Here is a 24,558-nt window from a genome sequence, read left to right on the forward strand (position 1 = left end):
GATCTCACAGTCTAGCCCGCTGGCCTGCCCTGCGCCACCCGGGGTTTATTTGCACTGCAACATGAAGCTCTCCCCACACGCCCTCGAACTCGCGCAAACCCTGGTGCGCATGAACACCGTCAGCCACAACTCCAACCTGGAGCTGATCCATTTCATCCGCGACCACCTCGCCCGGCTGGGCGTGAAAAGCCGGCTGACCTTCAACGAGGACAAGACCAAGGCCAACCTGTTCGCCACCCTGGGCGAGGGCAAGCCGGCCGGCGTGATCCTTTCGGGCCACACGGACACCGTGCCGTGGGATGGGCAGGAATGGACGATGGACCCGCTGAGCGCGCGCGTCCTGGACGGCCCCGAGGGCCCGAGCCTGTATGGCCGGGGCAGCGCCGACATGAAGGCCTTCATCGGCATCGCCGTGTCGCAGGCCGAGCAGTTCCTCCACAGCAACGCGCCCTTCGCCGTGCACCTGGCCTTCAGCTATGAGGAAGAGATCGGCTGCTTCGGCGTCAAGGAACTGATCGCCGACCTGCGCGAAGCGAACATCAAGCCGCTGGCCTGCATCGTGGGCGAACCCACCAGCATGGTGCCCGCCATCGCCCACAAGGGCGTGTACCGCTACAAGTGCTGCGTGCGCGGCAAGGAGGCGCACTCGTCGCTCACGCCCCATTCGGTCAACGCCATCGAGATGGCGGCCCGCGTGGTCGGCCGCCTGCGCGACATGGGCGAGGGTTTCGAGCGCGAGGAGCCCCGCTTCGAGGGCTTCGACGTGCCGTTCTCGACCACCAGCGTGGGCCAGTTCCACGGCGGCATCGCCGACAACGTGGTGCCGCGCGATGCCGAGTTCCGCTATGAATTCCGCGACCTGCCCACGGCCAACGCCGCGCAGATGCAGTCCGAGGTGGTGGCGTATGCGAAATCTCTGGAGCCGCGCATGAAGCAGGTGGCGCCGGCGGCCGGGTTCTCGTTCGAAACCATCTGCGAGATCCCGAGCTTCCTGGGCAGCAAGGACGACCCGGTGACGCGCCTGGCGCAGACCCTGTCGGGCGAGAAGAGCACCACCCTCGTCGCCTTCGGCACCGAGGCCGGCCTGTTCAAGAACGCCGGCATCTCCACCGTGGTCTGCGGCCCCGGCAGCATCCGCCAGGCGCACCAGCCGGACGAGTATGTGAGCCTGGAACAGCTGGCGCGCTGCGAGGCGTTCATGCAGGGGCTGGCGCGCACCACCTCGATCGACTAGCCAAGTCCTGCAAAGCCTCTGGCCAACGCAATCTCCACGCGGGCTGCAACTGGCGCGCCCCAGACCAGTGCCACCGTGGAACTGGCTCCGCCAGGCCACGGGTGGCGTCCCCCTCTGGGGGAAGACGCGAAGCGGCTCAGGGGGATATCAAGTCCTCACGCGTCCGTCCCCCGTCAGCATCGACATCTCGACAAACTTCGACGCCGCGTGGCTGGTGGCGCTGAACGACACCGGAAACCCCGAGATCACCTGGTTGCCGATCGCCTCGATGCCGGCGATGAAGCTCTCGCGCGTGAGCTTGCCGCCGCCTTGCGCCTGCCGCAGGCCCTCGGTGAAGATGCGGGCGGCCAGGTAGCCTTCCATGCTGGAATAGTTGGGCTGCACCTTGTCGCCCCCCTTCTTGATGGCCTCCAGGAATTCGCGCGTGATCTGGCGCGAGGGCTGGTAGGGCGAGGGCACGACCTGCGAGACCACCACGCCCGCGCCGTCCTTGCCCAGCTCATCGGCCAGGGCCTGCGTGCCCACGAACGACACGTTGTAGAACGTGCCGCCGTACCCCGCCTTGCGCGCCGCGCGCACGAAGGCCGCGCTGCCCGCATAGGCGGCGATCTGCACCACGGCGTCGGGCTGGGCCGACACCAGCTTGTCCACGGCGGCCTTCACATCGGTGGAATTGCGCTCCACCGTGGCCGTGGCCACCGCCGCGAGCTTGAGCTCGGCCAGGGCCCGGTTCACGCCGTCGAGCCCGGCCTTGCCGTAGGCGTCGTTCTGGTAGAACACGGCGATCTTCTTGAGCCCGAGGTTGGTGAGCTGGCGCACGATGAGCGCGGTCTCGTCGTAGTAGGACGCGCGCACATGGAAGATGAGCCGGTTGAATGGCTGGCGCAGCGCCTCGGCCCCGGTGAAGGGGCCGAAGAACGGCACCTTCTCCCGGGTGAACAGAGGCAGCGCGGCCAGGCTGGTGGGGGTGCCGATGTAGCCGAACAGGGCGAACACCTCGTCGGCGATGAGTTTTCTGGTGTTTTCGGCGCAGCGGTCGGGCTCGTAGCCATCGTCCATGGTGCGGATCTCCACCATGCGCCGGCCCACGCCGCCCTGGGCGTTGAGCTGGTCGAAAAAGAGCTTGGCCCCCAGGTTGAACTGCACGCCCAGTTGCGCCGCCGGGCCGGTGAAGGCAGCCGACTGGCCCAGCACGATGCGGCCTTCGCCCTGGGCACCCGCCCTCTGGAAGCCCCCCAGCGCGGCCGCACCCAGGCCGATGGAAAACTGTCTGCGCCCCAATGCCATTTGCTTCATGGTGAAATCCCTCTTCCTGTCAACACAACGAGGCTGACCCCTCGATGCTGCCGGTGAGCAGCCTGCTGGGGAAGCGATGCGCAATTTGATAGATGTTGGTTAGATATGCACGCCGTTTCCAACCCTCTGGCAGTTTAACGACCACCCCACATATGTCCACGCCTTCCGCCACCATTTCTCCACCAGCTGTCCCCGTCCAGGTGCGTGGCGCCTGCCCGCACGATTGCCCCGACACCTGCGCCCTGATCACCACCGTGGACGACAACGGCGTGGCCACCCGCGTGCAGGGCAATCCCGACCACCGCCACACCGACGGCGCGCTGTGCGCCAAGGTGAGCAAGTACACCGAGCGCAGCTACCACCCCGAGCGCGTGCTCACTCCGCTCAAGCGCACGGGCCCCAAGGGCAGCGGCCAGTTCGCGCCTGTCAGCTGGGACGAGGCCCTGGACGACATCGCCCATCGCCTGCAGTCCATCGCCGCGCGCGACCCCGAGGCCGTGCTGCCCTACAGCTACGCCGGCACCATGGGCATGGTGCAGGGCGAGAGCATGGACCGCCGCTTCTTCCACAAGCTCGGTGCATCGCTGCTCGACCGCACCATCTGCGCATCCGCCGGGGCCGAAGCGCTGACGCAGACCCTGGGCGGCAAGGTGGGCATGAAGGTGGAGTTCTTCGCCGAATCGCAGCTCATCCTGATCTGGGGCAGCAACTCCATCGGCAGCAACCTGCACTTCTGGCGCTACGCGCAGCAGGCCAAGAGGAATGGCGCCCGGCTGGTGTGCATCGACCCGCGCAAGAGCGAGACGGCCGACAAGTGCCACGAGCACATCGCCCTGCGCCCGGGCACCGATGCCGCGCTGGCCCTGGCGCTGATGCACGAGCTGATCGCCCACGACTGGCTGGACCACGACTACATCGCGCGCCACACGCTGGGCTGGGACCCGCTGCGCGAACGCGCCCTGCAGTGGCCGCCCGAGCGCGCCGCCGAGATCTGCGGCATTCCGGTCGAGCAGATCCGCCAGCTGGCCCGGGACTACGGCACCACGAAGCCCGCCGCCATCCGCCTGAACTACGGCATGCAGCGCGTGCGCGGCGGCGGCAACGCGGTGCGCGCCGTGGCCTGCCTGCCCGCCCTCACCGGCGCCTGGCGCCACCGCGCGGGCGGCGTGCTGCTATCGAGCTCCGGCCAGTTCCCGGCGCAGCGCGCGGTGCTGCAGCGGCCCGACCTGATGCCCCAGGCGGCCTCAGGGCGCGTGCCCCGCACCATCAACATGACAACCATCGGCGACGACCTGCTGCGCGAGGCATCGCCCGCCTTCGGCCCGAAGGTCGAGGCCGTGGTGGTCTACAACAGCAACCCCGTGGCGGTGGCCCCGGACTCGGGCAAGGTGGTGCGCGGCTTTGCGCGCGAAGATTTGTTCACCGTGGTGCTGGAGCACTTCAAGACCGACACCGCCGACTACGCGGACTACATCCTGCCCGCCACCACGCAGCTCGAACACTGGGACGTGCACCTGTCCTACGGCCACACCGACGTGGTGCTCAACCGCCCCGCCATCCAGCCCTTGGGCGAGGCCCGCAGCAACGCCCAGATCTTCCGCGACCTGGCCGCGCGCATGGGCTTTGCCGAGCCCTGCTTTGCCGACACCGACGAGGCGCTGTGCCGCCAGGCGTTTGGGGATGCCGTGGACTACGCGTTGCTCGAATCCCAGGGCTTTGCCACCGTGGCCATCCCGGATGCACTGTTCGCCGAAGGCAACTTTCCGTCACCGTCGGGCAAGTGCGAGTTCTACAGCGCCCGCCTGGCCGCCCAGGGCCTGGACGGCCTGCCCGACCACCTGCCCAACTACGAACTGCAGGGCACGGATGCACGCTACCCGCTGGCGATGATCTCGCCGCCTGCGCGCAACTTTTTGAACTCCACCTTCGTGAACGTGACGAGCCTGCGCAACATCGAAGGCCGCCCGATCCTGGAGATCCACCCCGACGACGCCGAAGCCCGCGGCATCGCCAACGACGCCGTGGTGCGCGTGTTCAACGACCGTGGCAGCTACCAGTGCCACGCCACCGTCTCCCGCCGCGCACGGCCCGGCGTGGTCAACGGCCTGGGCATCTGGTGGCGCAAGCTGGGGCTCGATGGCACGAACGTGAACGAGGTGACGAGCCAAGCACTGACGGATTTGGGGCGCGCGCCGACGTTTTATGACTGTTTGGTGGAGGTGGAGGCTGTGGAGGCAGCGGCAATAGCAGGCTGACCGCGCTCTGCCAGACACGCAGAATGCTCATTTTTTGATAGCTTCTGGCGTTTATTGGACAGGCGCCAGCAGCTATTTTCACTAAAAACCACCTCTCACTGCGCCTGCATGGCATGGGCGCGGCCTGCGTCCCCCGCAGTCAACGCCAGAAAGTGATGCACCACGGGCCGCTCCGCTCCCTGGTGAAACCGCAGCGCCTCTGCCTGCAGGTCCGCATCGGCCTTCGACACGCGGTGGTGCTGGCGCAAGTGTTCGGCCCAGGACTCGACCAGGAACCACTCGATGACCCGGCCCGGCTCGCCGGTGTGTTCGGCCACGCCCCAGGCGTAGGCGCCGTCGCGGCGGCGTTCCTGGGACAGGCGCTGCATGGCCTGCAGGAAGGCGGGCAGGTCGGGCTTGGCGATGCGGTATTCGATCTGCACCATCACCGGGCCCCGGTCGTGCGCGACGGGCTCGGCCAGCAGGGGCTCGGGCCAGTGGTTGGAGGGCTGCAGGTCGGCCTCGCCGGTGGGCAGCTTCACGCGGTGAAAGATGAGCGATGCCACCACCAGCCCGGCCGCGCCCATCAGCAGCGTGACCGGCAAGCCGGCCTGCCCCGCGATGAGGCCCCAGCCCAGGCTGCCGGCGGCCATCGCGCCGTTGAAGACCATGAGGTAGATGGCCAGGCCGCGGCCCCGCACCCAGTTGGGCAGTACGGCCTGGGCCACGCCGTTGAGGGTGGTCAGCGCGATGATCCAGCCCAGGCCCAGCACCAGCATCAGCACCACGGCGGCCCACTGGGGCGGGGCCACGGTCAGCACGCCCATGACGGCAGCGGTGAGCAGGGATGCCAGCAGCACCAGGCCGTCGGTGTCGAGCCGCTGGCGCAAGCGGGGCAGCAGCACGGCGCCCAAAATGGCGCCCGCGCCCACGGCGCCCAGCATCACGCCGTAGAAGCCTGCCGAGCCGCCCAGCATGCGGCGCGCCACCAGCGGCAGCAACGCCCAGACGGAGCTGGCAAACAGAAAGAACACCGCTGCGCGCAGCAGCACCACATGCAGCTCGCGGCTGGCGCGGGCGTAGCGCACGCCGGCACGGAAGGCGCCGAAGAACTGCTCGTTCAGCCCCGAGGCCTCGGCCTTCGGGCGCTTCCACCACAGCAGCGCGGCGATCACGAACACGTAGCTCAACACGTCCAGGCCGTAGGCCATGGCCGCGCCGAAGCTGGCCAGCAGCAGGCCGCCCGCCGCGGGGCCGATGGCGCGTGCGATGTTGATGCCCAGCGAGTTGAGCGCCACGGCGCTCTTGAGCTCGCTGCGCGGCACCAGCTCGGGCACGATGGATTGCCAGGTGGGGCCCATGAGCGCGGCACCGATGCCGCCGACAAAAGTCAGCGCCACCAGCCACTCCACCGTCAGCGTGTGGGTGTTGGCCAGGATGAGCAACGTGCCGCTGACGGCCGCCAGCAGCACCTGCACGCCGATGAGGAAACGGCGGCGGTCCAGGATGTCCGACAGCACGCCCGCGGGAATGGCGAGCAGAAAGACCGGCAGCGTGGCAGCGGTCTGGATCAGCGCAACCGCGGTGGGGCTGGACGAGAGCTCGGTCACCATCCAGGCGCTGGCGACGTCGCGCATGAAGCTGCCGATGTTGCCCAGCACGGTGGCGGCCCAGAGCACCGCGAAGACGGGGATGGCCAGCGGCGCGAAGCTGCCGGAAGCCGCCGGAGCAGCCGATGCCGGCGCGGACGCTGCAGCAGGGGTGTGGTGGTGGTGATGATCGTGTTGGTTATCCGGCATGGTGGCCTCCGAGGTCGTGCTAGGCGACGAGCAGCATGCCGCCCACCAGGCCCCAATGTTCAAAGAATGCGTTGGCGCTGCGCTGCCGATCGGCGGGCGGCGCGGCCCAGAAGCGGTCTGCCAGCAAGGCGGCCAGCACGGTGAAGCCCGCCAGGGCCAGCGCCCCCAGCCAGCGCCCCCAGCCAGCGGTACCAGCCCGACAGGATGAGCGCCGAGGCCGAAAGCTGCAGCACCAGCGTGGCGGCGGCAATGGGCGCGGCGGGCGCCAGGCCGAGCGAGCGCACCTCGGCCACGGCACCCGCAAAGTCGCGGGCCTTGCCGATGCCACCCTGCAGGTACGCGACGCACAGGCACAGCAGCGCCAGCGTCTGCACCCAGGGCGCGGTGGCGGCGGTTTGCAATGCGTGCTGCACCGTCACACCGCCCAGCAGGCGCAGCCGAGCGCACCCCAAAAGCCCTGCAGGTCGGACACGGGGAGCTTGCTGCTCCAGGCCGTGGCATGGGCGTGGCCGTGCAGGTTGCAGTCGCTCGCACAGCCGCAATTCGCCGCCGCGTTGCGCAGCACGGCCTGCAGCGGCGCGCCGTCCGGCCCTCCCTGAGCGCCCCAGGCGCCGTAGCCGCCGAAGGTGCGCACGGGCGACCAGTCGGGCATGGCGGGCGGCGGGGCCGCGTCGTCGAAGCGCGCGAAGTCGCCCACGCCATAGACCACCTTGCCGCCCACCACGGTGAGCAGGGCCGTGGTGTCGGCGATGTCGGACTCGGGGCAGGCAAAGAAGTCGCGGTCGGGCACGACGAGGTCGGCCAGCTGGCCTGCCTCGATGCGGCCCTTCTTGCCCTGCTCGTTGCTGAACCAGGTGACGTTCTCGGTCCACATGCGCAGGGCCTGGTCGCGGGTGAGGCAGTTGCGCTGCGGCGTGAGCTGCAGGCCGCCCACCGTCTTGCCGGTGACGAGCCAGGACAGCGACACCCAGGGGTTGTAGCTGGCCACGCGGGTGGCGTCGGTGCCGGCGGACACGTTGACGCCCTTCTCCAGCATGCGCTTGACCGGGGGCGTGGCCTCGGCCGCCGCAGCGCCGTAGCGCTCCACGAAGTACTCGCCCTGGTAGGCCATGCGGTGCTGCACGGCCACGCCGCCGCCCAGGGCGGCGATGCGGTCGATGGACTTTTCCGAGATGGTTTCGGCGTGGTCGAAGAACCAGTTCAGGCCGGCCAGCGGCGTGTCCTGGTTGACCTTCTCGAACACGTTGAGCGCGCGCTCGATGGTCTCGTCGTAGGTGGCGTGCATGCGCCAGGGCCAGCGGTTCTGCGCCAGGATGCGCACCACCTCTTCCAGCTCGCCTTCCATGCCGGGCGCCAGCTCGGGCTGGGGCTGGCGGAAGTCCTCGAAGTCGGCGGCAGAGAACACCAGCATCTCGCCCGCGCCGTTGTGGCGAAAGTAGTCCGTGCCCTGCTTGTACTGCGAGGTGGCCGTCCAGTTCAAGAAGTCTTCCTTCTCGTGCTGGGGCTTTTGCGTGAACAGGTTGTAGGCCAGGCGGATGGTGAGCTGGTCGGCATCGGCCAGCTCCTGGATCACGTCGTAGTCATCCGGGTAGTTCTGCATGCCGCCGCCTGCGTCGATGGCGCCGGTCACGCCCAGGCGGTTGAGCTCACGCATGAAGTGGCGCGTGGAGTTGACCTGGTAGTCGTGCGGCAGCTTGGGGCCCTTGGCGAGCGTGGCGTACAGGATGGCCGCATTGGGCTTGGCCAGCAGCAGGCCCGTGGAGTTGCCCGCGCTGTCGCGCACGATCTCGCCGCCGGGTGGCGCGGGCGTGTCCTTGCCATAGCCCACGGCGCGCAACGCGGCGCCGTTGAGCAGCGCGCGGTCGTACAAGTGCAGGATGAACACGGGCGTGTCGGGCGCCACGGCGTTCAGCTCGGCCAGCGTGGGCAGGCGCTTTTCCGCAAACTGGTGTTCGGTGAAGCCGCCCACCACGCGCACCCACTGCGGCGCGGGCGTCACCGCCACCTGGGCTTTGAGCATGACCATGGCGTCGGCCAGGCTCTTCACGCCGTCCCAGCGCAGCTCCATGTTGAAGTTGAGCCCGCCGCGAATGATGTGCAGGTGGTTGTCGATGAGCCCCGGCAGCACGCTGCGCCCGCCCAGGTCGATGACCCGCGTGCCCGCACCGGCCAGCGCCATCACTTCGCGGTCGTCACCCACCTTGGTGAAGCGCCCTTGCGCAATGGCGACCGCACTGGCCACGGGGTTGGCGCGGTCCAGCGTGGTGAAGCGGCCGTTGCGCAGGATGAGGTCGGGAGGGGTGGCAGGTTGGTTCATGTCTTGGGGCTCAGAGAATTTCAGCAATGGCAGAGCGCAAAAAGGGTGCAGTGGCCGTAGCGAGCGGCCCTAGCCTGCATCGAGGACCGCAGCCGTACAAGCGTACGGCGAGAACCGCAGGTGCGGGATCGGGTCGCGCAGTAGGCCAATGCACCCTTTTTTTAGGCTTCTTGGGCGTTGAACATGGTCTTGGCGTAGGTGATGCCCAGGCCATAGCCCCCGCCGAACTTCCTGGCGATGCCCGTCGTCATCTCGTACGTCTCGCCCCGCGCCCAGTCGCGCTGCAGCTCCAGCAGGTACTGCAGGGCCGTGATGGGCCGCGCGCCGGCCTGCACCATGCGATCCATGGCGCGGTTGTGGGCTTCGGCCGAGATGTCGCCGCTGGCGTCGGCGATCACATACACCTCGAAGCCCTGGTCCAGCGCCGACAGCGCCGGGCCCACGATGCACACGCTGGTCCACAGGCCGGCCAGCACGATGCGCGGCTTGCCAATGGCGTTGACACGGGCGATCACGGCCTCGTCTTCCCAGGTGTTCATGGAGGTGCGGTCCAGCAGCGCCTGGCCGGGGAACGGTGCGGTCACTTCCTCGAACATGGGGCCGCTGAAGCTCTTCTCAGCCACGGTGGTGAGGATGGTGTCCACGCCAAACCCTGCGGCCGCGCTGGCCACCAGGCCGGCGTTGGAGCGCAGCGTGATCGCATCGATGGAGTGCGTGGCAAAGGCCATCTGCGACTGGAAGTCGATCATGACCAGGGTGTGGTCGTTCGCGTTCAGCAGCGTGGCGCCGGGCTTGGCGTAGGCGACGGGACGGGCGGTGGCGTTGGCTGCGGTGGTCTTGTTGGCGTTGGTCATGGTGAGCTCCCTGGAATTTGAAGAAGATGAAGCAGTACGTGAAGAAGAAAAAGAACAAGCAAAAAATCGAGACAAGGAAATGCGGCGGGCGAGAGGGCGGGCGGCATCGCCCACCCGCTCCTCAAGGCGCCCATTCGCTCAGTGCGGCATCGTGGGCAGCTCGTTCGGCCGCAGGTCGAACACCAGCACCTCGGCACCTTCGCCGTGGGCAAAGCGCAGGGCCCCGGCGTCGCGGATGCGGGCGCCGTCGCCCTCGGCCAGCCGCTCGCCGTTCACCTCCAGGCTGCCCCGGGCCACGTGCACATACACGTTGCGGCCCGGGCCCACGTCGAGCTCGGCGGCCTCTTCGCTGCCGTTGAACAAGCCGGCGTAGACCCGGGCGTCCTGGTGCACGGCCAGCGATCCGTCGGCCCCTTCGGGCGAGATGATCTGGCGCAGGCGGCCGCGCTTGTCGGCCTCGCTGAAGTGCACCTGCTGGTAGCGGGGTGCGGCGCCGCGGGCACCAGGCACGATCCAGATCTGCAGGAAGTGCACGGGCTCTTCGCCCGAGTGGTTGAACTCGCTGTGGCGCACGCCGGTGCCAGCGCTCATCATCTGCACGTCGCCAGGGCGGATGACCGAGCCGGTGCCCATGGAGTCCTTGTGCTCCAGCGCGCCTTCCAGCACGTACGAGAAGATTTCCATGTCGCGGTGCGGGTGGGTGCCGAAGCCCTTGCCCGGGGCCACGCGGTCGTCGTTGATGACCAGCAGGTCGGAAAAGCCTTGCTGGTTGGCGTCGTGGTAGTGGCCGAACGAGAAGGTGTGGCGCGAATGGAGCCAGCCGTGGTTGGCGTTGCCGCGGTGTTGGGCTTTGCGGATGTCGAGCATGGTGTCTTCCTTTCAATGTCTGTCGATGAATTTCACACTGGGTGGCCGGTTTGAAATCTGCTGGATTTCATTGGGCTTCAGTGCTGCGATGGATGAAGTATCCGGCGCATGGCAGGCCATCAGGTTGAAAGGTTTGGTCCGCAATCATCGATAATTTCGATGATTGAAATTCAGGGCCTTTTGCCATGCTGAAACTTTCCCTCGAAGCCATCGAACTGGTGGATGCGATTGCCCGCTACGGCTCGTTCGCGGGCGCCTCGGAGCGGCTGCACAAGGTGCCGTCCACCATCTCCTATGCCGTGGGCAAGCTCGAGGAGCAACTGGGCCTGGCCCTGTTCACGCGCAACGGGCCGCGCGTGGCGCTCACGCCCGCGGGGCACGAGCTGCTCAAGGAGGGCCGCTGGCTGCTGGCCTCGGCCCGGCAGCTCGAATCGCGCCTGCGGCAGATCGCCACCGGGTTCGAGTCCGAGCTGCGGTTGGTGCACGACTCGCTGATACCCACCAGTGCGTTCAACGACGACATCGCGGCCTTTGAGGGGCTGAACTGCGGCACGCGCCTGCGCATCGGCTGCGAGGCGCTGACGGGCACCTGGGAGGCGCTGCGCGACGGGCGCGCCGACATCATCGTGGCGGCGGGCGAAGGCCCCGCCGGCGGCGGCTACAAGGCCGTGGCGGTGGGCAGCCTGGACTTCGTGTTCTGCGTGACCGCGTCGCACCCGCTGGCGCGCCTGGGCCGGCCGCTCACGCGCAGCGACCTGCTGGAGCACACGGCCGTGGTGGTGGGCGACGGGGCGCGCACGCTGTCGGACCGCACGGTGGGCCTGCTGTCGGGCCAGCGGCGCATCACCGTGCCGTCGATGCAGGCCAAGATCGCCTGCCAGGCCGCCGGGCTGGGCCACGGCTTCGTGCCGCGCGCCTGCGTGCGGGTGGAGCTGGAAAACGGCATCCTGGTGGAGGTGCCGGTGGAAGAGCCCCGCGCTGATGAAACCTTCTGGCTGGCCTGGAAGCCCGAGCACCGGGGCGAGGCGCTCAAGTGGTGGTGCCAGCGGCTGGCGCGGCCGCTGCTGCCCGGAATCCTGCCGTATTGAGATGAAACACCCCCTGAGTCGCTTCGCGCCTTCCCCCTCTCTCTGCGCGCTGCGCGCTACGGGAGGGGGACGCTCCCAGCACTGCGGGGCGGCCCTTGTGCGGGAGCACTGGCTTGGGCAGCGCCTGTTTCAAGCATCGCGGGGAACGCGCAGCGCCATGGATAACAACTGAAGCGGCGCTACGTAGCGACTCCCGCCATAGACGATACTTGGCTTTGCCATATTGCTATTATATTTATAGCACAAAAGTATTAGCCAACAAGCGGTAGCGACCATTTTTAGCCAGAACGCCGCCGCCCACGTTCCTCGCTCATTTCAACTGCTGCGCGAAGAACTCCACCACCTGCGCCTCCAGCACCGCGTGGTAGGCCACGCGGTCGAAGCCCGCCGGGTTGGCGGCGGCGTCGCCCGCGTCGGACGGCAGGCTCTGGCTGGGCTGGGCCATGAAGGCGAAGTGGCCGGCACCCGGCACGGTGTCTGCCTGCGCGGTGGCCAGATTCGCGGCCACCAGCCCGCCGTGGTACTTGCCCGTGAGCACGGCATCCTGCTCGGCCACGCGCAGCAGCACCGGCGCGGTCACGGCCTTCAGGCTCTCGGGGGTGAACACCACGGCCATGGGCGCCAGGGCCACGACGGCGCGGATGCGCGGGTCGGGCACGGAGACCAGGGCGCTGTCCGGCACTAGATTGGCGGGTGTTGCAGCGTTGGCAGCGGCCGGCTGCGGCGCCTTGGGGCCCTGGGCCAGGCCGCAGAAACCGGGGTCGTTCTGCACGCTGCGGCAGTGCTGCGCAGCGCGGGCGGGCTCGGCCTGCGCGCCGGCCAGGGCCAGCACGGTGTAGCCGCCGGCCGAGTGGCCCAGTGCGCCGATGCGGCCGGCCGGAATGCGGGGTCCCCACTCAGGGCTGGCCAGCAGCGCGTCGAGCACGCGGCTGACCTGGCGCGGGCGCTCGCCGAAGTAGCGGCCCGAGGTGATCATGGAGCGGTCCTGCCAGTTGTCGCCCGGGTGGCGCACGGCGGCCACGAGGTAGCCCTCCGCCGCCAGGCGCGTGGCCAGGTTGTGGTGCGCGAGTTCATTGCCGCCCGTGCCGTGCGACACCAGGATCAGCCCCTTGAGCGGCTCGGCCGACACGGGCGCGCCCAGGCCGACCAACGGGCGCCAGGGGCCCAGCTGCACCACGCCCGCGCTGCGCACGGTGGGGTAGAACAGCGCGACGTTGATCGGCTCGTCGCCTGGCACGACGAGGGTGCGCAGGCCGGCGTGCTGGGCCGATGCGGCGCCGGACAGCATGGTCAGCGCCACGAAGGCGGCGGCCATGAAGGGGCGGATATGCCGCGCGGCAAAGCGCAGGGCCAGGAGGAGGAGGAGGATGGTCACGGTGCGCCTTTCGTCGGGTCTGCCAGAAGCCGCCACCGTGCGGAAGTGTGGTGGCGGCATGGCGGCACTGTAGGCGCGGCCCCCCTGCACGGGGAGAGGCATGCGACGAAATGCCCGTGGGCGGCGCGAAACGGTGGGCGAAAGGTGCAGGCCGTGCAGCGGGCGTCCCGGTCAGGGCCGCAGCATCACGCCAGCGCCTGCAGCAGGGCCTGCGCCGCAGGCTCGGACGACGCGGGGTTCTGCCCAGTGATCAGCAGCCCGTCGGTGACCACGTGCGGCTTCCAGTCGGCCTGCTTGGTGTACAGCCCGCCGTGGGCCATGAGCATGTCTTCCACCAGGAAGGGCACCACATGCGTCAGGCCGGCGGCGGCTTCCTCGCTGTTGGTAAAACCCGTGACGTTCTTGCCGCGCACCAGGGGCGTGCCGTCGGGCGCCTTGGCATCGCGCAGCACGCCGGGGGCATGGCACACGGCCGCCAGGGGTTTGCCGGCGGCCAGCGTGGATTCGATGAGGGCGATGGAGCGCGCGTCCTGTGCCAGGTCCCACAGCGGGCCGTGGCCGCCGGGGTAGAACACCGCATCGAACTGGGCGGCATCCAGCTCGGACAGCTTCAAGGTGCTGGCCAGTTGCGCCTGGGCCGCTGCGTCGTCCTTGAAGCGGCGCGTGGCATCGGTCTGCGCATCGGGCGCGTCGCTCTTGGGGTCCAGCGGCGGCTGGCCACCCCGGGGGGACGCGAGGGTGACCGAGGCGCCCGCGTCCTGGAACACGTAGTACGGGGCGGCGAATTCTTCGAGCCAGAAGCCTGTCTTCTTGCCCGTGTCGCCCAATTGGTCGTGCGACGTGAGAACCATGAGGATGCGGGGCATAGGCGTTTCTTTCCTGGGTGCGGTTGAAAAATGTCCAGCCCCTCACCGTACCCGCAATCCCCTCGGCTGCGCCCTCGCAGGGCGCAGTTCGCGGCGTTGGCTTACAGCGCCGCTTCGAGAATCCGCCGGCTCACGGCGGGCGTGATCTCGCGCTGCTCGCCCAGCGTGACCATGCCGTGCGCCTCCAGCTGCGCCACCACGGCGCCCACGGTGTCGGCGCCCAGGCCGTAGCCAGACAGGCGCGTGGCGATGCCCATGGCCTCGAAGAAAGCGCGCGTTCGCTCGATGGCGGCGGTGATGCGTTCGTCGTCGGTGCCGGTGGTGATGCCCCACACGCGCTCGCCGTACTGCAGCAGCTTGGCGCGCTTGGGGCCACGGCGCTCGTGCAGCAGCGCGGGCAGCACGATGGCCAGCGTGCGCGCGTGGTCGATGCCGTGCAGCGCGGTGAGCTCGTGGCCGATCATGTGCGTGGCCCAGTCCTGCGGCACACCCGCGCCGATCAGGCCGTTGAGCGCCATGGTGGCCGCCCACATGAGGTTGGCGCGGTCGTCGTACACGGGCTCGGGGGCGGTCAAGAGGCGCGGGCCGATCTCGATCAGCGTCTGCAGGATGCCTTCGGCAAAACGGTCCTGCACGGGCGCGTTGACCGGGTACGTGAGGTACTGCTCCACCGTGTGCACGAAGGCATCGACCACGCCGTTGGCCAGCTGCTGGGGCGGCAGGGTGTAGGTCTTGGTGGGGTCGAGCACCGAGAACACGGGGTAGGTGTGGTGGCTGCCAAAGGCCAGCTTGGCGCCCTTGGCGCGGTGGGTGATCACGCCGCCGTTGTTCATCTCGGAGCCCGTGGCGGGCAGCGTGAGCACGGCGCCGAAGGGCAGCGCGGCGGTGACGTTGCGGCCGTGCTTTTCCAGAATGGCCCAGGGGTCGCCGCCTTCGAACTTGACGGCCGCGGCGATGAACTTCACTGCATCGATCACCGAGCCGCCGCCCACCGCGAGCAGGAAGTCGAACCCGCCTTCGCGGATCTGCGCCACGGCCTTCATCGAGGTTTCATAGCTGGGATTGGGCTCGATGCCGCTGAAGGTGGCGTGCTGGCGGCTGGCGAGCGCCGTGCGCACCTCGGCCAGCGTGCCGGTCTTCTCGGCGCTGGCGCCGCCCACCAGGATCAGCACCTTGGCGGCGGCGGGCACGAGCTTGTCCAGGTCGGCGATGCGGCCCTGGCCGAACGCGATGCGGGTGGGGTTGTGGAAGTCGAAGTTCAGCATGGCAATCCTTGGGTGGGGTGCGGGCATTGTGTCGTGCCCTGGGCCGGGGCGAGCGTCGCCTGCGCAACACGGCGGGCAGGCACACCGGCCCGCCAGCGCGCCATGCCCCTCCCTGCCCCGCCTACCGCAGCACCACCAGCGCCGCAAACCCGAGCAGCAACACCATCGCCAGCGCCACGATGCCGGCGATGCCCACCGTCAGCACCTTGGCCACGGAGAATCCCCCGCTGCGGCGCAGGGTGCCCAGGCCCCGCAGCAGCAGGACCAGCGCGGCACACAGGGTGCACAGCACCGTGCCAAAAGCCGCGGCGATGCAATCGAGCCCGAACGTACCGCATGCCATGGCCTGCCCGAAGCCGGTGAGCAAGGCCAGCGACACGCCAAGGCCCACGGCGAGCACACCAAGCCCCGCCCAGACCGGCACCGGCACGCGCGCCGCCGCCGAAGATGTAGTGGTGGTGGTGGCCATCGATCAGCCCTCGGCCTCTTCTCGTGCCGCCTGCCAGGGCAAGGCCGGGTCGGTGAAGGCGGGTTGCCACAGGTCGGCATAGACCGCAAACGCCTGCCGGCGGGTCTCGTCCGACTCCAGCTCGACCGCGCCATCGTCAAGCCCCCGCACGCTCCAGTCGGCCAGCACGGCGTAGCGCCGCTGCGCCGTGTCGATCAGCACCGAATGCAGGGCGTGGGTCGTGCACGCCACATAGCGCCCACCGGGGCTGACCAGGAAGTAACCCACGTCGCCGGGCCGCAGGGCAGCCAGTGGCAGGGCGCGGCGCAAGGCATCGGCCCATTCGGGCGGGGCGGGTACGGGCATGGAAGAAAGAAACTCCTGGTGGGGCGCGGAACGTGCGCGCCGCGGTGGCGCGTCCTGCGTGGACCGACTGTAGCGGCAACGGCCACGGCCACGCTGGCGCCGCCCCTCAGGTGCTGCGGTCCCCGGGAGGCCCCGATCAATCCGGCGCCCCTGCCGCCCCACCCCTGGTTTCGCCCTGGCGACCGGACTCCGCGCCCGCCAACACCTGCAGCCGCTGCGCCATGAAGTCGCGCAGCGCGCGCACCAGCGGCGTGAGCTGGCGGCGGCTGGGCGCCACGAGGAACAGGGGCACGGCCTCGGTGGTCCAGCCCGGGCACAGCGGCACCAGGCGCCCGGCGGCAAGGTCGTCCGCCACGTCGAAGTACGACTTGTAGGCGATGCCCCGGCCCCGCACGGCCCAGCGGCGCACGGCGTCGCCGTCGTTGGACACATTGCGGCTGCGCACGCGCACCAGCACCTCCTGGCCCGCCGCATCCCAGAAGCGCCAGCGGTCGTGCACGTCCTCGCCGAGCATGAAACACAGGGCGTCATGGCCGGCCAGCGCATGCGGCGTGGCGGGCGCCCCGCGGGCCTGCAGATAGGCGGGCGCGGCGCACAGCACGCGCCGGTGGTCGGCCGCGAGCGGCAGGGCCACCAGGCTCGAATCCTGCGGCTTGCCGTAGCGAAAGGCCGCGTCCACCGGCTCGCTGTAGACATTGGCCATGCGGTCCGACAGCTGCAGGCGGATGTCGATGCCCGGGTGCTCGGCCTGGAAGGCATCCAGCCACGGCAGCAGCACGTTGCGCCCCAGGTCGGAGGGGGCGGCGAGCAGGAGCGTACCGCGAAATCCGCGGGCCTGGCCGCCTTGCAACTGGCCCCGCACCTGCTGCAGCGCGGCCAGCGCGGGGCGGCAGTGCTCCAGGAACAGCTCGCCCTCCTGCGTGAGCCGCAGGCTGCGCGTGGAGCGCACGAAGAGCGCCACGCCCAGCTCGGCCTCCAGCCGCTTGAGGGCCGCACTGGCCGCCGCCGGCGTGAGGTCCAGCGCCCGCGCGGTGGCCGACAGGCTGCCGCTGTCCACGGTGCGCACGAAGATGTCGAGGTCCTGCAGGCTTTTCATGGGGGTTTGGGGAGTTTTAGGGTTTTATTTTCAAATTTTCTTTGAATATTGATTCAACCACCAGCCTATTTAAAACAAAAGACAACAGGATCACCATCACGGCCATGTTCCACACCGCTTGCCAAGGCACAACGCCATGACCTCCACCGCCACCGCGCCCGCTCTCGCGCGCCCCTTGCAACTCGGCCCGCTCACCTTGCCCAACCGCATGGTGATGGCCCCCATGACCCGCGCCCGCAGCAGCCAGCCGGGCGGCGTGCCCAACGCGCTCATGGCCGACTACTACGCCCAGCGCGCCAGCGCCGGGCTCATCGTGAGCGAGGCGAGCCAGGTCTCGCCCCAGGGCCAGGGCTACAGCTTCACGCCCGGCATCCACAGCGACGCGCAGGTGCAGGGCTGGCGCCGGGTGACCGACGCGGTGCATGCCGCCGGCGGCCGTATGGTGCTGCAGCTGTGGCACGTGGGCCGCATGTCGCACGCCAGTTTCCACGCCGACGGCCTGCCCGTGGCGCCCTCGGCCATTGCCCCCGAGGCCCGGGTGTGGGTGGCGGACAGCGACGGCGTGGGCCACATGCTCGACTGCCCGGTGCCGCGCGCGCTGCAAGCGAGCGAAATCGCCGGCGTGGTGGACGACTTCCGCCGCGCCGCCGCCAACGCCATGCGTGCTGGGTTCGACGGCGTGGAGATCCACGGCGCCAACGGCTATCTCATCGACCAATTCCTGCGCACCACTTCCAACCACCGCAGCGATGCCTATGGCGGCCCGGTGGCCCACCGCACCCGCTTCGCCCGCGAGGTGGCCGCCGCCGTGGCCAGCGAGGCCGGGGCCGAGCGCACCGGCATGCGCCTGGCGCCGTTCATCACGCAGCGCGGCATGGACTGCCCGGACATCATCCCCACCATCCTGCACCTGGCACGCGAGCTGGACACCCTGGGCCTGGCCTACCTGCACCTGGCCGAAGCCGACTGGGACGATGCCCCCTCCATTCCCGCCGATTTCCGCCAGGCCCTGCGCGCGGCCTATGGCGGCCGCGTGATCGTGGCGGGCAAGTACACGCCCGAACGCGCGCAGCAGATCCTGGATTCGGGCATGGCCGACCTGGTGGCCTTTGGCCGGCCGTTCATCGCCAACCCCGACCTGCCCGCGCGCTATGCGGCCGGGCTGCCCCTGGCCGGCTACGACCCGGGCACGCTGTTCGGCGGCGCGGCCCAGGGGTATTCCGACTACCGCGCGCACGCGGCCGCGGCGTGACGCCTGGCCGCCACCGCATGGACCGCTCTTTTTCCACCTCACTTTTCTGCAAGGACACACCACCATGAAAGCCATTGGCTACCAGGCCCCCCGCGCCATCGACCACCCCGCATCGCTGCTCGACATCACCCTGCCCGACCCCGTGGCCACCGGCCGCGATCTGCTCGTGGAAGTGCATGCCGTTTCCGTGAACCCCGTGGACACCAAGGTGCGCAAGGGCAGCGGCCCCGCCGAGGGCCAGGCGTACAAGGTGCTGGGCTGGGACGCCAGCGGCATCGTGCGCGCGGTGGGGCCCGACGTGACGCTCTTCGCGCCCGGCGACCGCGTCTGGTACGCGGGCTCCATCGCACGCCCTGGCACCAACAGCGAACTGCACCTGGTGGACGAGCGCATCGTGGGCCACGCCCCCCAATCGCTGGACTTTGCCGAGGCCGCCGCGCTGCCGTTGACCACCATCACCGCGTGGGAGCTGCTGTTCGACCGCCTGGGCGTGGTGCCCGGCAAGCAGCCCACCAACAAGACATTGCTCATCATCGGCGCGAGCGGGGGCGTGGGCTCCATCCTCACGCAGCTGGCGGCGCGGCTCACCAGCCTCACGATCATCGGCACCGCATCGCGCCCCGAAACGCGGCAATGGGTGCGCGACCTGGGCGCCCACCACGTGATCGACCACAGCAAGCCCCTGACGCAGGAGCTGGCCCGCATCGGCCACCCCTCGGTGGACATCATCGTGAGCCTCACGCAGACCGACGCGCACTTCGACCAGATCGTCGAGGCCATCGCGCCGCAGGGCCAGTTCGCGCTGATCGACGACCCGGTGTCGCTCGACGTGACGAAGTTCAAGCGCAAGTCGGTGTCGGTGCACTGGGAGCTGATGTTCACCCGCGCGCTCTTCGGCACCGCCGACATGATCGGCCAGCACCGGCTGCTGACCGAGGTGGCGCAGCTGGTGGATGCGGGGCTGATCCGCACCACGCTGGACCAACGGTTTGGCACCATCAATGCCGAGAATCTGAAGCGCGCGCATGCGCTCATCGAGAGCGGCAAGGCGCGGGGCAAGCTGGTGCTGGAGGGATGGGCCTGAAGAACTGCGGGCCACGCAGGGGGGCGCAGCACCATCCGCGCGGCAGATTGTGTGCCGGGTTGAAAAACACTGTATTTACAAACAGTATTTCAGGTATAAAACAGGGCACCACAACCCGAGGAGACCTCCCATGCTGGACCACATGACCTTCCGCGTCACCGACATCGCCCGCACCAAGGCGTTCTACACCGCAGTCCTCACGCCTTTGGGCTACAGCCTGTGTTTTGAAGGCAACTACGGCTCCAACATGCTGGGCTATGCCTACCCGGCTCCGTCCGAGCCCGACGGCAAGAAGGCGGATGTGTGGTTCATCGACGGCCCCTCGCCCTACGGCGGCCCGCCCGCCAGCACGGGCTGCCACCTGGCGTGGCGGGCCGCCACGCGGGCCCAGGTCGATGCCTTCTACCGCGCCGCCATCGAAGCCGGGGGCCAAGACAACGGAGCCCCCGGCCTGCGGCCCGACTACCACCCCCACTACTACGGCGCGTTTGTCATCGACCCCGAGGGCAACAACATCGAGGCGGTGTGCCACCTGCCTGAATAGTGGATGGGCCTGCTGGGGCCAGCGGCCTGCCAGGCTGAAGGGGTGGAGGGGCCTGCCAAAGTCAGGCCACCCAGTGCACCGTTCCGTGCACCGAGGTGCTGAGGGATCAGTCCAGCTTCACGCCCGCCGCCTTGATGATCTCGCCCCAGCGCTTGGACTCGGCCCGTGCCATGGCGCGGAACTGCTCGGGCGTACCGGGCAGGGCTTCCATGCCGAAGTCGTTCATGCGCTTGACCACGGCGGGGTTGAGCAGGGCCTTGTTCAGGTCGCCGTTCAGGCGCGCCGTGATCGCAGCGGGCAGACCGGCGGGCGCCAGGATGCCCTGGAACGCAAACACCTCGGTGTTGGGCACACCGGCTTCGGCCAGCGTGGGCACGTCGGGCAGCGCGGCCACGCGCTTGGCCGAGCCGATGGCCAGGGCACGCACCTTGCCCGAGGTGATCACGGGCAGGCCGGCGGCCAGGTCCAGGAACATGCAGGGCACCTGCCCGCCCATCACGTCCTGCAGCGCGGGCGCCGCGCCCCGGTAGGGGATGTGCGTGAGGAAGGTCTTGGTGCGGTTCTTGAACATCTCCATCGCCAGGTGGTGCGGCGAGCCGTTGCCGGGCGATGCGTAGTTGAGCTTGCCGGGGTTGGCGCGCGCGTAGGCCAGGAATTCCTTCAACGTCTTCGCTTCGAACGCCGGGTGCACCACCAGCGCCAGCGGAAAGCGGCTGATGCCCCCCACGTAGGTGAAGTCCTTCTCGGGATTGAACGGCAGCTTGGTGAACAGGTGCTCGTTGTAGGCCAGCACGGCGTTGTCGGCCGACATGAAGGTGTTGCCGTCGGGCTTGGCCGTGGCCACCAGCTGCGCGCCGATGTTGGTGGACGCGCCGGGACGGTTGTCCACGATGATCTGCTGGCCCAGGGTCTGGCGCATGGCCTCGGCCACGGTGCGCGCCAGCACGTCGGTGCCGCCGCCGGCCGGGTACGGCACCACCCAGCGCAAGGGCTGGTCGGGCCACGCGGACTGGGCGGCGGCCCAGGGGGCGGCGGAGGTGGCGCCTGCGGCGGCCAGGGCGGTCAAGAGGGTTCTGCGGTGCATGGGGCTGTCTCCTTTTACTATTTAATTGATAGCTGCTTGCGCTTATATATCAAGCGCTAGAGGCCATTTTGGCTTAAAAATCTCTATGCCACACGTTCAGCGCACGGCGCATGAAACGGGCACATCCTCAGGCCAGTGCCACCGTGGAACTGGCTCCGCCAGGCCAATGGTGGCGTCCCCCTGAGGGGGAAGGCGCCGAAGGCGACTCAGGGGGCTGCAATGGTCTGGTCGATCGCGCCGAAGATGCTGGCGCCGTCCTTGCCCTTGATCTCGATGCGGATGGTGTCGCCGAACTTCATGAATTCGGTGCTGGGCTTGCCGTCCTGGATGGTCTCGATGCAGCGCTTTTCAGCGATGCAGCTGTAGCCCTTGGGCCATTCGGTGCGGCCGCTGGCGTCGGTCACGCCCTTGTTGCTCACGGTGCCGCTGCCGATGATGGAACCGGCGCGCAGGTTGCGCGTCTTGGCCACGTGGGCGATCAGCTGGCCGAAGTGGAAGGTCATCTCGGGGCCGGCGTCGCACATGCCGACCTTGCGGCCGTTCCAGGTGGACTGCACCGTGAGGTTCACGCGGCCATGGTCCCAGGCGTCGCCCAGTTCGTCCAGCGTCACGGCCACGGGGCCAAAGGCGGTGGCGGGCTTGCTCTGGAAGAAACCGAAGCCCTTGGCCAGCTCGGCGGGGATCAGGTTGCGCAGGCTCACGTCGTTGGCGATCATCACCAGGCGGATGCCGTCCAGCGCCTGGTCGGCGGTGGCGCCCATCTTCACGTCACCGGTCACCACGGCGATCTCGGCCTCGAAGTCGATGCCCATGGCTTCGCTGGGCACCACCACATCGTCGCAAGGGCCGATGAAGTCGTCGCTGCCGCCCTGGTACATCAGGGGGTCGGTATAGAAGCTCTCGGGCACTTCGGAGTTGCGCGCTTTTCGCACCAGTTCGACGTGGTTGATGTAGGCCGAGCCATCCGCCCACTGGTAGGCGCGGGGTAGCGGGGCCATGCACTGGGCGGGGTCGAAGGGGAACGCGTGGCGCGCGCGGCCGCTGTTGAGCTGGTCGTACAGGTCCTGCAGCTGGGGCGAGATGAAGCCCCAGTCGTCCAGCGCCTGCTGGAGCTTGCTGGCGATGCCGGTCGCATAATGGGCTGTGCCCAGGTCGCGGGAGACGACAACCAGTTGGCCGTCGCGCGAGCCGTCTTTGTAGGTAGCGAGTTTCATGGTGGCAGGACCTTTGTCTCAAGGGGTTGAAAGTCTTCACCCAACACGAATTACGCTTGGGTAAATTGATTTAACTAAACAAAACTCGCAAATTTTAGTGCACATGGACAAAGAACGTGCAGGAATTCAATCGGTCGAGGTGGGTTTTGCCCTGCTGGAGGGGCTGACCCGCTCGCGCGGGCCGCTCATGCTCAAGGATGTGGCGGCCTCGGCGGGCATGAGCGCGGCCAAGGCCCACCGGTATCTGGTGAGCTTTCAGCGCCTGGGCCTGGTCACACAAGACCCGCGCAACGCCCGCTACGACCTGGGCCCCGCCGCCCTCAAGCTGGGGCTGGCGTCGCTGGCCCGGCTCGATGCCGTGCGCCTGGCGCGCGAGCGCATGCCGGAGCTCATGGAAGCCATCGGTCACACGCTGGCGCTGGCCGTGTGGGGCAACCACGGCCCCACCATCGTGCACTGGGAGGAGTCGCCCCAGGCCGTGACCGCCAACCTGCGCCTGGGCGACGTGATGCCGCTGCTCTCGTCCGCCACCGGCCGCTGTTTTGCGGCGCACATGGCGCCTGATGTGGTGGCGCCGCTGCTCAAGGAGGAGCTGGCCCGCGCCGTGAAGATGCGCCGCACCGACCTGCCCTCCACCATGGCCGAGGTGAACGCACTGCTGGCGGAGGTGCGCACGCGCGGCGCGGCCCGCGTGGTGGACACCCTTCTGCCCGGCATCGTGGCGTTCTGCGCACCGGTGTTCGACGCGGACGGCCATCTGGAGCTGGGCATCACCACGCTGGGCTCCATCGCCACCTTCGACCCGGAATGGGACGGCGCCATCGACGTTCCGCTGCGCGCTGCCGCCGCCCAGCTGTCGAGCGACCTGGGCGCCGGCAGCGCCTGACGCCCCCTCCTGCACGCATCGCTGTAGATGCCACGGCGCGCCCTGGTTCTCATCACCGCCCTGGTACTGGCCCTGCACTGGCTGGTGCTGACAGGGGTGCCCCTGGCATGGGACAGCCCCCAGCAGCCAGCGGCGGGCCGCGTCTTCAGCACGCGCAGCGTGGCAGCCCCGCCGCCCGCGCCCGCCCCCACCGCGACTCCAGTGGCCGCGCCCACGCCAACGCCGCCTGCGGCCAAGCCCGTGGTGCGCAGGAAACCTGCGCCGCCCGCCCCCTCCCCGGCCGCGGCAGATCCGCCGGTTGCGGCGCCCGGTGCCTCCGTGCAGGTGGCGGGTGCAGAGGCCAGCGCAAACGCCGCCACCGCCGCGCCAGCCGCCGACGTTGCCACGCCAGACGCGGCCACCCCGGCATCAGCCCCCCAGGCCGAGGCACCGGCACCAGCGGCTTCGGCACCGCCTGCGGAAGAAACCACCACCGCCGCCGGAATCGACATCGCGCCCCCGGGCTCCGGCACAGCACGCAGCGCGGGTGCCCCGCCGCCGCCCGTGCGCATTCCGGCCCCCACGCGGCTGGCGTTCGACGTGAGCGGGCAGGCCAAGAAGTTCGCGTACAACGCCCGCGCCGAGCTGCTCTGGCAGCACGACGGCAGCCGCTACGAAGCACGCCAGGAGGTCAGCGCCTTCCTGGTGGGCAGCCGCATACAGCGCAGCGTGGGCGCCATCACAGCCCAGGGCCTGCTGCCCGAGAAGTTTTCCGACAAATCCCGCAGCGAGCAGGCCGCGCATTTCGACCATGCCAAGGGCCGGGTGACCTTCAGCGCCAACACACCCGAGGCCGCCGTCGGCCCGGGCGCACAGGACAGGCTGAGCCTGTTCATCCAGCTGGGTGCCATGCTGGCGGCCGACCCGGGCCGCTTCGTGCCCGGCACGCAGGTCACCATCACCACCGTGAGCGCCCGTACCGCAGACCGCTGGACCTTCACCGTCGAAGGCCCGGAAACGCTGGACCTGCCCGCCGGCCCCACCCCCGCCCTGAAGCTGCTGCGCCTGCCCCGCAAGGACTACGACCAGAAGGCCGAGCTCTGGGTGGCCCCCGCCCTCAACTACCTGCCCGTGCGCATCAAGCTGACCCAGGCCAACGGCGACTTCGCCGACCTGCTGCTGCGCAGCAGTGGCGCGCCGTGAGGCGTGGTCGCAGCAGGCCGGTTGAAACTGGTCTGCGCAAGAGGGAAGACGGCACAGCAGGCGGCTGCGGCGCCCACTCCTGCATCAAAGTGTTGCGCCCGAGCGCCACCCGAGCTCCGGACCGGTAAAAAACCCCCGGAAGCCCGGCCGCACCGCTTTTTCATGAAATACTGGAACGCAGCAGAGAGCCAAGCCCAGAGCGGGCTT

Annotated in this window: 22 protein-coding genes; 8 read left to right on the top strand and 14 right to left on the bottom strand. The window is 69.1% G+C overall.

The genetic code is table 11. The annotated features are described in order from the left end of the window. Positions 1 to 61 precede the first annotated feature (61 nt). Entirely contained in the window at positions 62 to 1,234 is a 1,173-nt protein-coding gene (gene argE, locus AC07PV_RS07915; protein WP_218297279.1) for an acetylornithine deacetylase, read from the top strand. Between the two features lie 147 nt (positions 1,235 to 1,381). Here argE and AC07PV_RS07920 read toward each other — a convergent pair whose 3' ends face one another. Next, positions 1,382 to 2,530, bottom strand: coding sequence for an ABC transporter substrate-binding protein (locus AC07PV_RS07920; RefSeq protein ID WP_494629899.1), 1,149 nt, complete (start codon positions 2,528 to 2,530; stop codon positions 1,382 to 1,384). 152 nt (positions 2,531 to 2,682) lie between these two features. Here AC07PV_RS07920 and AC07PV_RS07925 point away from each other — a divergent pair, with 152 nt between their 5' ends. After that, positions 2,683 to 4,785, top strand: a complete 2,103-nt coding sequence (locus AC07PV_RS07925; protein ID WP_494629900.1) for a molybdopterin-containing oxidoreductase family protein — start codon at positions 2,683 to 2,685, stop codon at positions 4,783 to 4,785. Between the two features lie 95 nt (positions 4,786 to 4,880). Here AC07PV_RS07925 and AC07PV_RS07930 read toward each other — a convergent pair whose 3' ends face one another. From AC07PV_RS07930 to AC07PV_RS07950, 5 genes are all read right to left on the bottom strand, one after another. Beyond that, positions 4,881 to 6,563 (bottom strand): MFS transporter, encoded by a 1,683-nt coding sequence (locus AC07PV_RS07930; protein ID WP_494629902.1) that lies wholly within the window; start codon positions 6,561 to 6,563, stop codon positions 4,881 to 4,883. A 59-nt stretch (positions 6,564 to 6,622) separates the two neighbouring features. Beyond that, positions 6,623 to 6,964, bottom strand: a complete 342-nt coding sequence (locus AC07PV_RS07935; RefSeq protein WP_494629904.1) for a DoxX family membrane protein — start codon at positions 6,962 to 6,964, stop codon at positions 6,623 to 6,625. Between the two features lie 14 nt (positions 6,965 to 6,978). Continuing rightward, a complete protein-coding gene (locus tag AC07PV_RS07940) occupies positions 6,979 to 8,880 on the bottom strand; it encodes an amidohydrolase (RefSeq protein ID WP_494629905.1) in 1,902 nt (633 codons plus the stop codon). A gap of 161 nt (positions 8,881 to 9,041) precedes the next feature. Beyond that, positions 9,042 to 9,734: a hydrolase gene (locus AC07PV_RS07945; protein WP_494629906.1), complete on the bottom strand. Its 693-nt coding sequence runs from the start codon at positions 9,732 to 9,734 to the stop codon at positions 9,042 to 9,044. A 138-nt stretch (positions 9,735 to 9,872) separates the two neighbouring features. Further along, entirely contained in the window at positions 9,873 to 10,601 is a 729-nt protein-coding gene (locus tag AC07PV_RS07950; protein WP_494629907.1) for a pirin family protein, read from the bottom strand. Between the two features lie 185 nt (positions 10,602 to 10,786). Here AC07PV_RS07950 and AC07PV_RS07955 point away from each other — a divergent pair, with 185 nt between their 5' ends. After that, complete coding sequence (locus tag AC07PV_RS07955; protein WP_494629909.1) at positions 10,787 to 11,689, top strand: LysR family transcriptional regulator; 903 nt, start codon at positions 10,787 to 10,789, stop codon at positions 11,687 to 11,689. 310 nt (positions 11,690 to 11,999) lie between these two features. Here the strand turns inward: AC07PV_RS07955 and AC07PV_RS07960 are convergent, their stop codons facing one another. The 6 genes from AC07PV_RS07960 to AC07PV_RS07985 form a co-directional block, all read right to left on the bottom strand. Further along, a complete protein-coding gene (locus tag AC07PV_RS07960) occupies positions 12,000 to 13,064 on the bottom strand; it encodes an alpha/beta hydrolase family protein (protein ID WP_494629910.1) in 1,065 nt (354 codons plus the stop codon). A 185-nt stretch (positions 13,065 to 13,249) separates the two neighbouring features. Further along, positions 13,250 to 13,930, bottom strand: a complete 681-nt coding sequence (locus AC07PV_RS07965; RefSeq protein ID WP_369641236.1) for a type 1 glutamine amidotransferase domain-containing protein — start codon at positions 13,928 to 13,930, stop codon at positions 13,250 to 13,252. A gap of 101 nt (positions 13,931 to 14,031) precedes the next feature. Then, a complete protein-coding gene (locus AC07PV_RS07970; RefSeq protein ID WP_494629911.1) occupies positions 14,032 to 15,195 on the bottom strand; it encodes an iron-containing alcohol dehydrogenase in 1,164 nt (387 codons plus the stop codon). A 121-nt stretch (positions 15,196 to 15,316) separates the two neighbouring features. Continuing rightward, the gene (locus AC07PV_RS07975; protein ID WP_218297288.1) at positions 15,317 to 15,664 is read right to left on the bottom strand and encodes a hypothetical protein; all 348 of its coding nucleotides are present in this window, start codon (positions 15,662 to 15,664) and stop codon (positions 15,317 to 15,319) included. Between the two features lie 3 nt (positions 15,665 to 15,667). Next, on the bottom strand, positions 15,668 to 16,009 hold the full coding sequence (locus tag AC07PV_RS07980) for a hypothetical protein (protein WP_492254487.1): 342 nt from the start codon (positions 16,007 to 16,009) through the stop codon (positions 15,668 to 15,670). Between the two features lie 136 nt (positions 16,010 to 16,145). Continuing rightward, positions 16,146 to 17,105 carry a LysR family transcriptional regulator gene (locus AC07PV_RS07985; protein ID WP_255591693.1) on the bottom strand — a complete coding sequence of 320 codons (960 nt, stop codon included), beginning with the start codon at positions 17,103 to 17,105 and terminating at the stop codon, positions 16,146 to 16,148. Between the two features lie 136 nt (positions 17,106 to 17,241). On the opposite strand from AC07PV_RS07985, the gene AC07PV_RS07990 reads away from it, so the two are divergent. The 3 genes from AC07PV_RS07990 to AC07PV_RS08000 all read left to right on the top strand — a co-directional run bounded on the left by AC07PV_RS07990 (position 17,242) and on the right by AC07PV_RS08000 (position 19,985). Further along, a complete protein-coding gene (locus AC07PV_RS07990) occupies positions 17,242 to 18,357 on the top strand; it encodes an alkene reductase (protein WP_494629912.1) in 1,116 nt (371 codons plus the stop codon). Positions 18,358 to 18,421: 64 nt separating this feature from the next. Continuing rightward, a complete protein-coding gene (locus tag AC07PV_RS07995; RefSeq protein WP_494602241.1) occupies positions 18,422 to 19,441 on the top strand; it encodes a zinc-binding alcohol dehydrogenase family protein in 1,020 nt (339 codons plus the stop codon). A gap of 130 nt (positions 19,442 to 19,571) precedes the next feature. Then, positions 19,572 to 19,985 (top strand): VOC family protein, encoded by a 414-nt coding sequence (locus tag AC07PV_RS08000; RefSeq protein WP_218341384.1) that lies wholly within the window; start codon positions 19,572 to 19,574, stop codon positions 19,983 to 19,985. Positions 19,986 to 20,091: 106 nt separating this feature from the next. Here the strand turns inward: AC07PV_RS08000 and AC07PV_RS08005 are convergent, their stop codons facing one another. Both AC07PV_RS08005 and AC07PV_RS08010 read right to left on the bottom strand, forming a co-directional pair. Then, a complete protein-coding gene (locus AC07PV_RS08005; protein WP_218341383.1) occupies positions 20,092 to 21,069 on the bottom strand; it encodes a Bug family tripartite tricarboxylate transporter substrate binding protein in 978 nt (325 codons plus the stop codon). A 206-nt stretch (positions 21,070 to 21,275) separates the two neighbouring features. After that, positions 21,276 to 22,283 (bottom strand): fumarylacetoacetate hydrolase family protein, encoded by a 1,008-nt coding sequence (locus tag AC07PV_RS08010; protein WP_494629914.1) that lies wholly within the window; start codon positions 22,281 to 22,283, stop codon positions 21,276 to 21,278. A 103-nt stretch (positions 22,284 to 22,386) separates the two neighbouring features. Here AC07PV_RS08010 and AC07PV_RS08015 point away from each other — a divergent pair, with 103 nt between their 5' ends. Next, positions 22,387 to 23,169 (top strand): IclR family transcriptional regulator, encoded by a 783-nt coding sequence (locus tag AC07PV_RS08015; RefSeq protein ID WP_492245682.1) that lies wholly within the window; start codon positions 22,387 to 22,389, stop codon positions 23,167 to 23,169. A 27-nt stretch (positions 23,170 to 23,196) separates the two neighbouring features. Continuing rightward, positions 23,197 to 24,351, top strand: coding sequence for a DUF3108 domain-containing protein (locus AC07PV_RS08020; RefSeq protein ID WP_494629916.1), 1,155 nt, complete (start codon positions 23,197 to 23,199; stop codon positions 24,349 to 24,351). Positions 24,352 to 24,558 lie beyond the last annotated feature (207 nt).

The organism is Acidovorax sp. GW821-FHT09A11, from assembly GCF_059418365.1.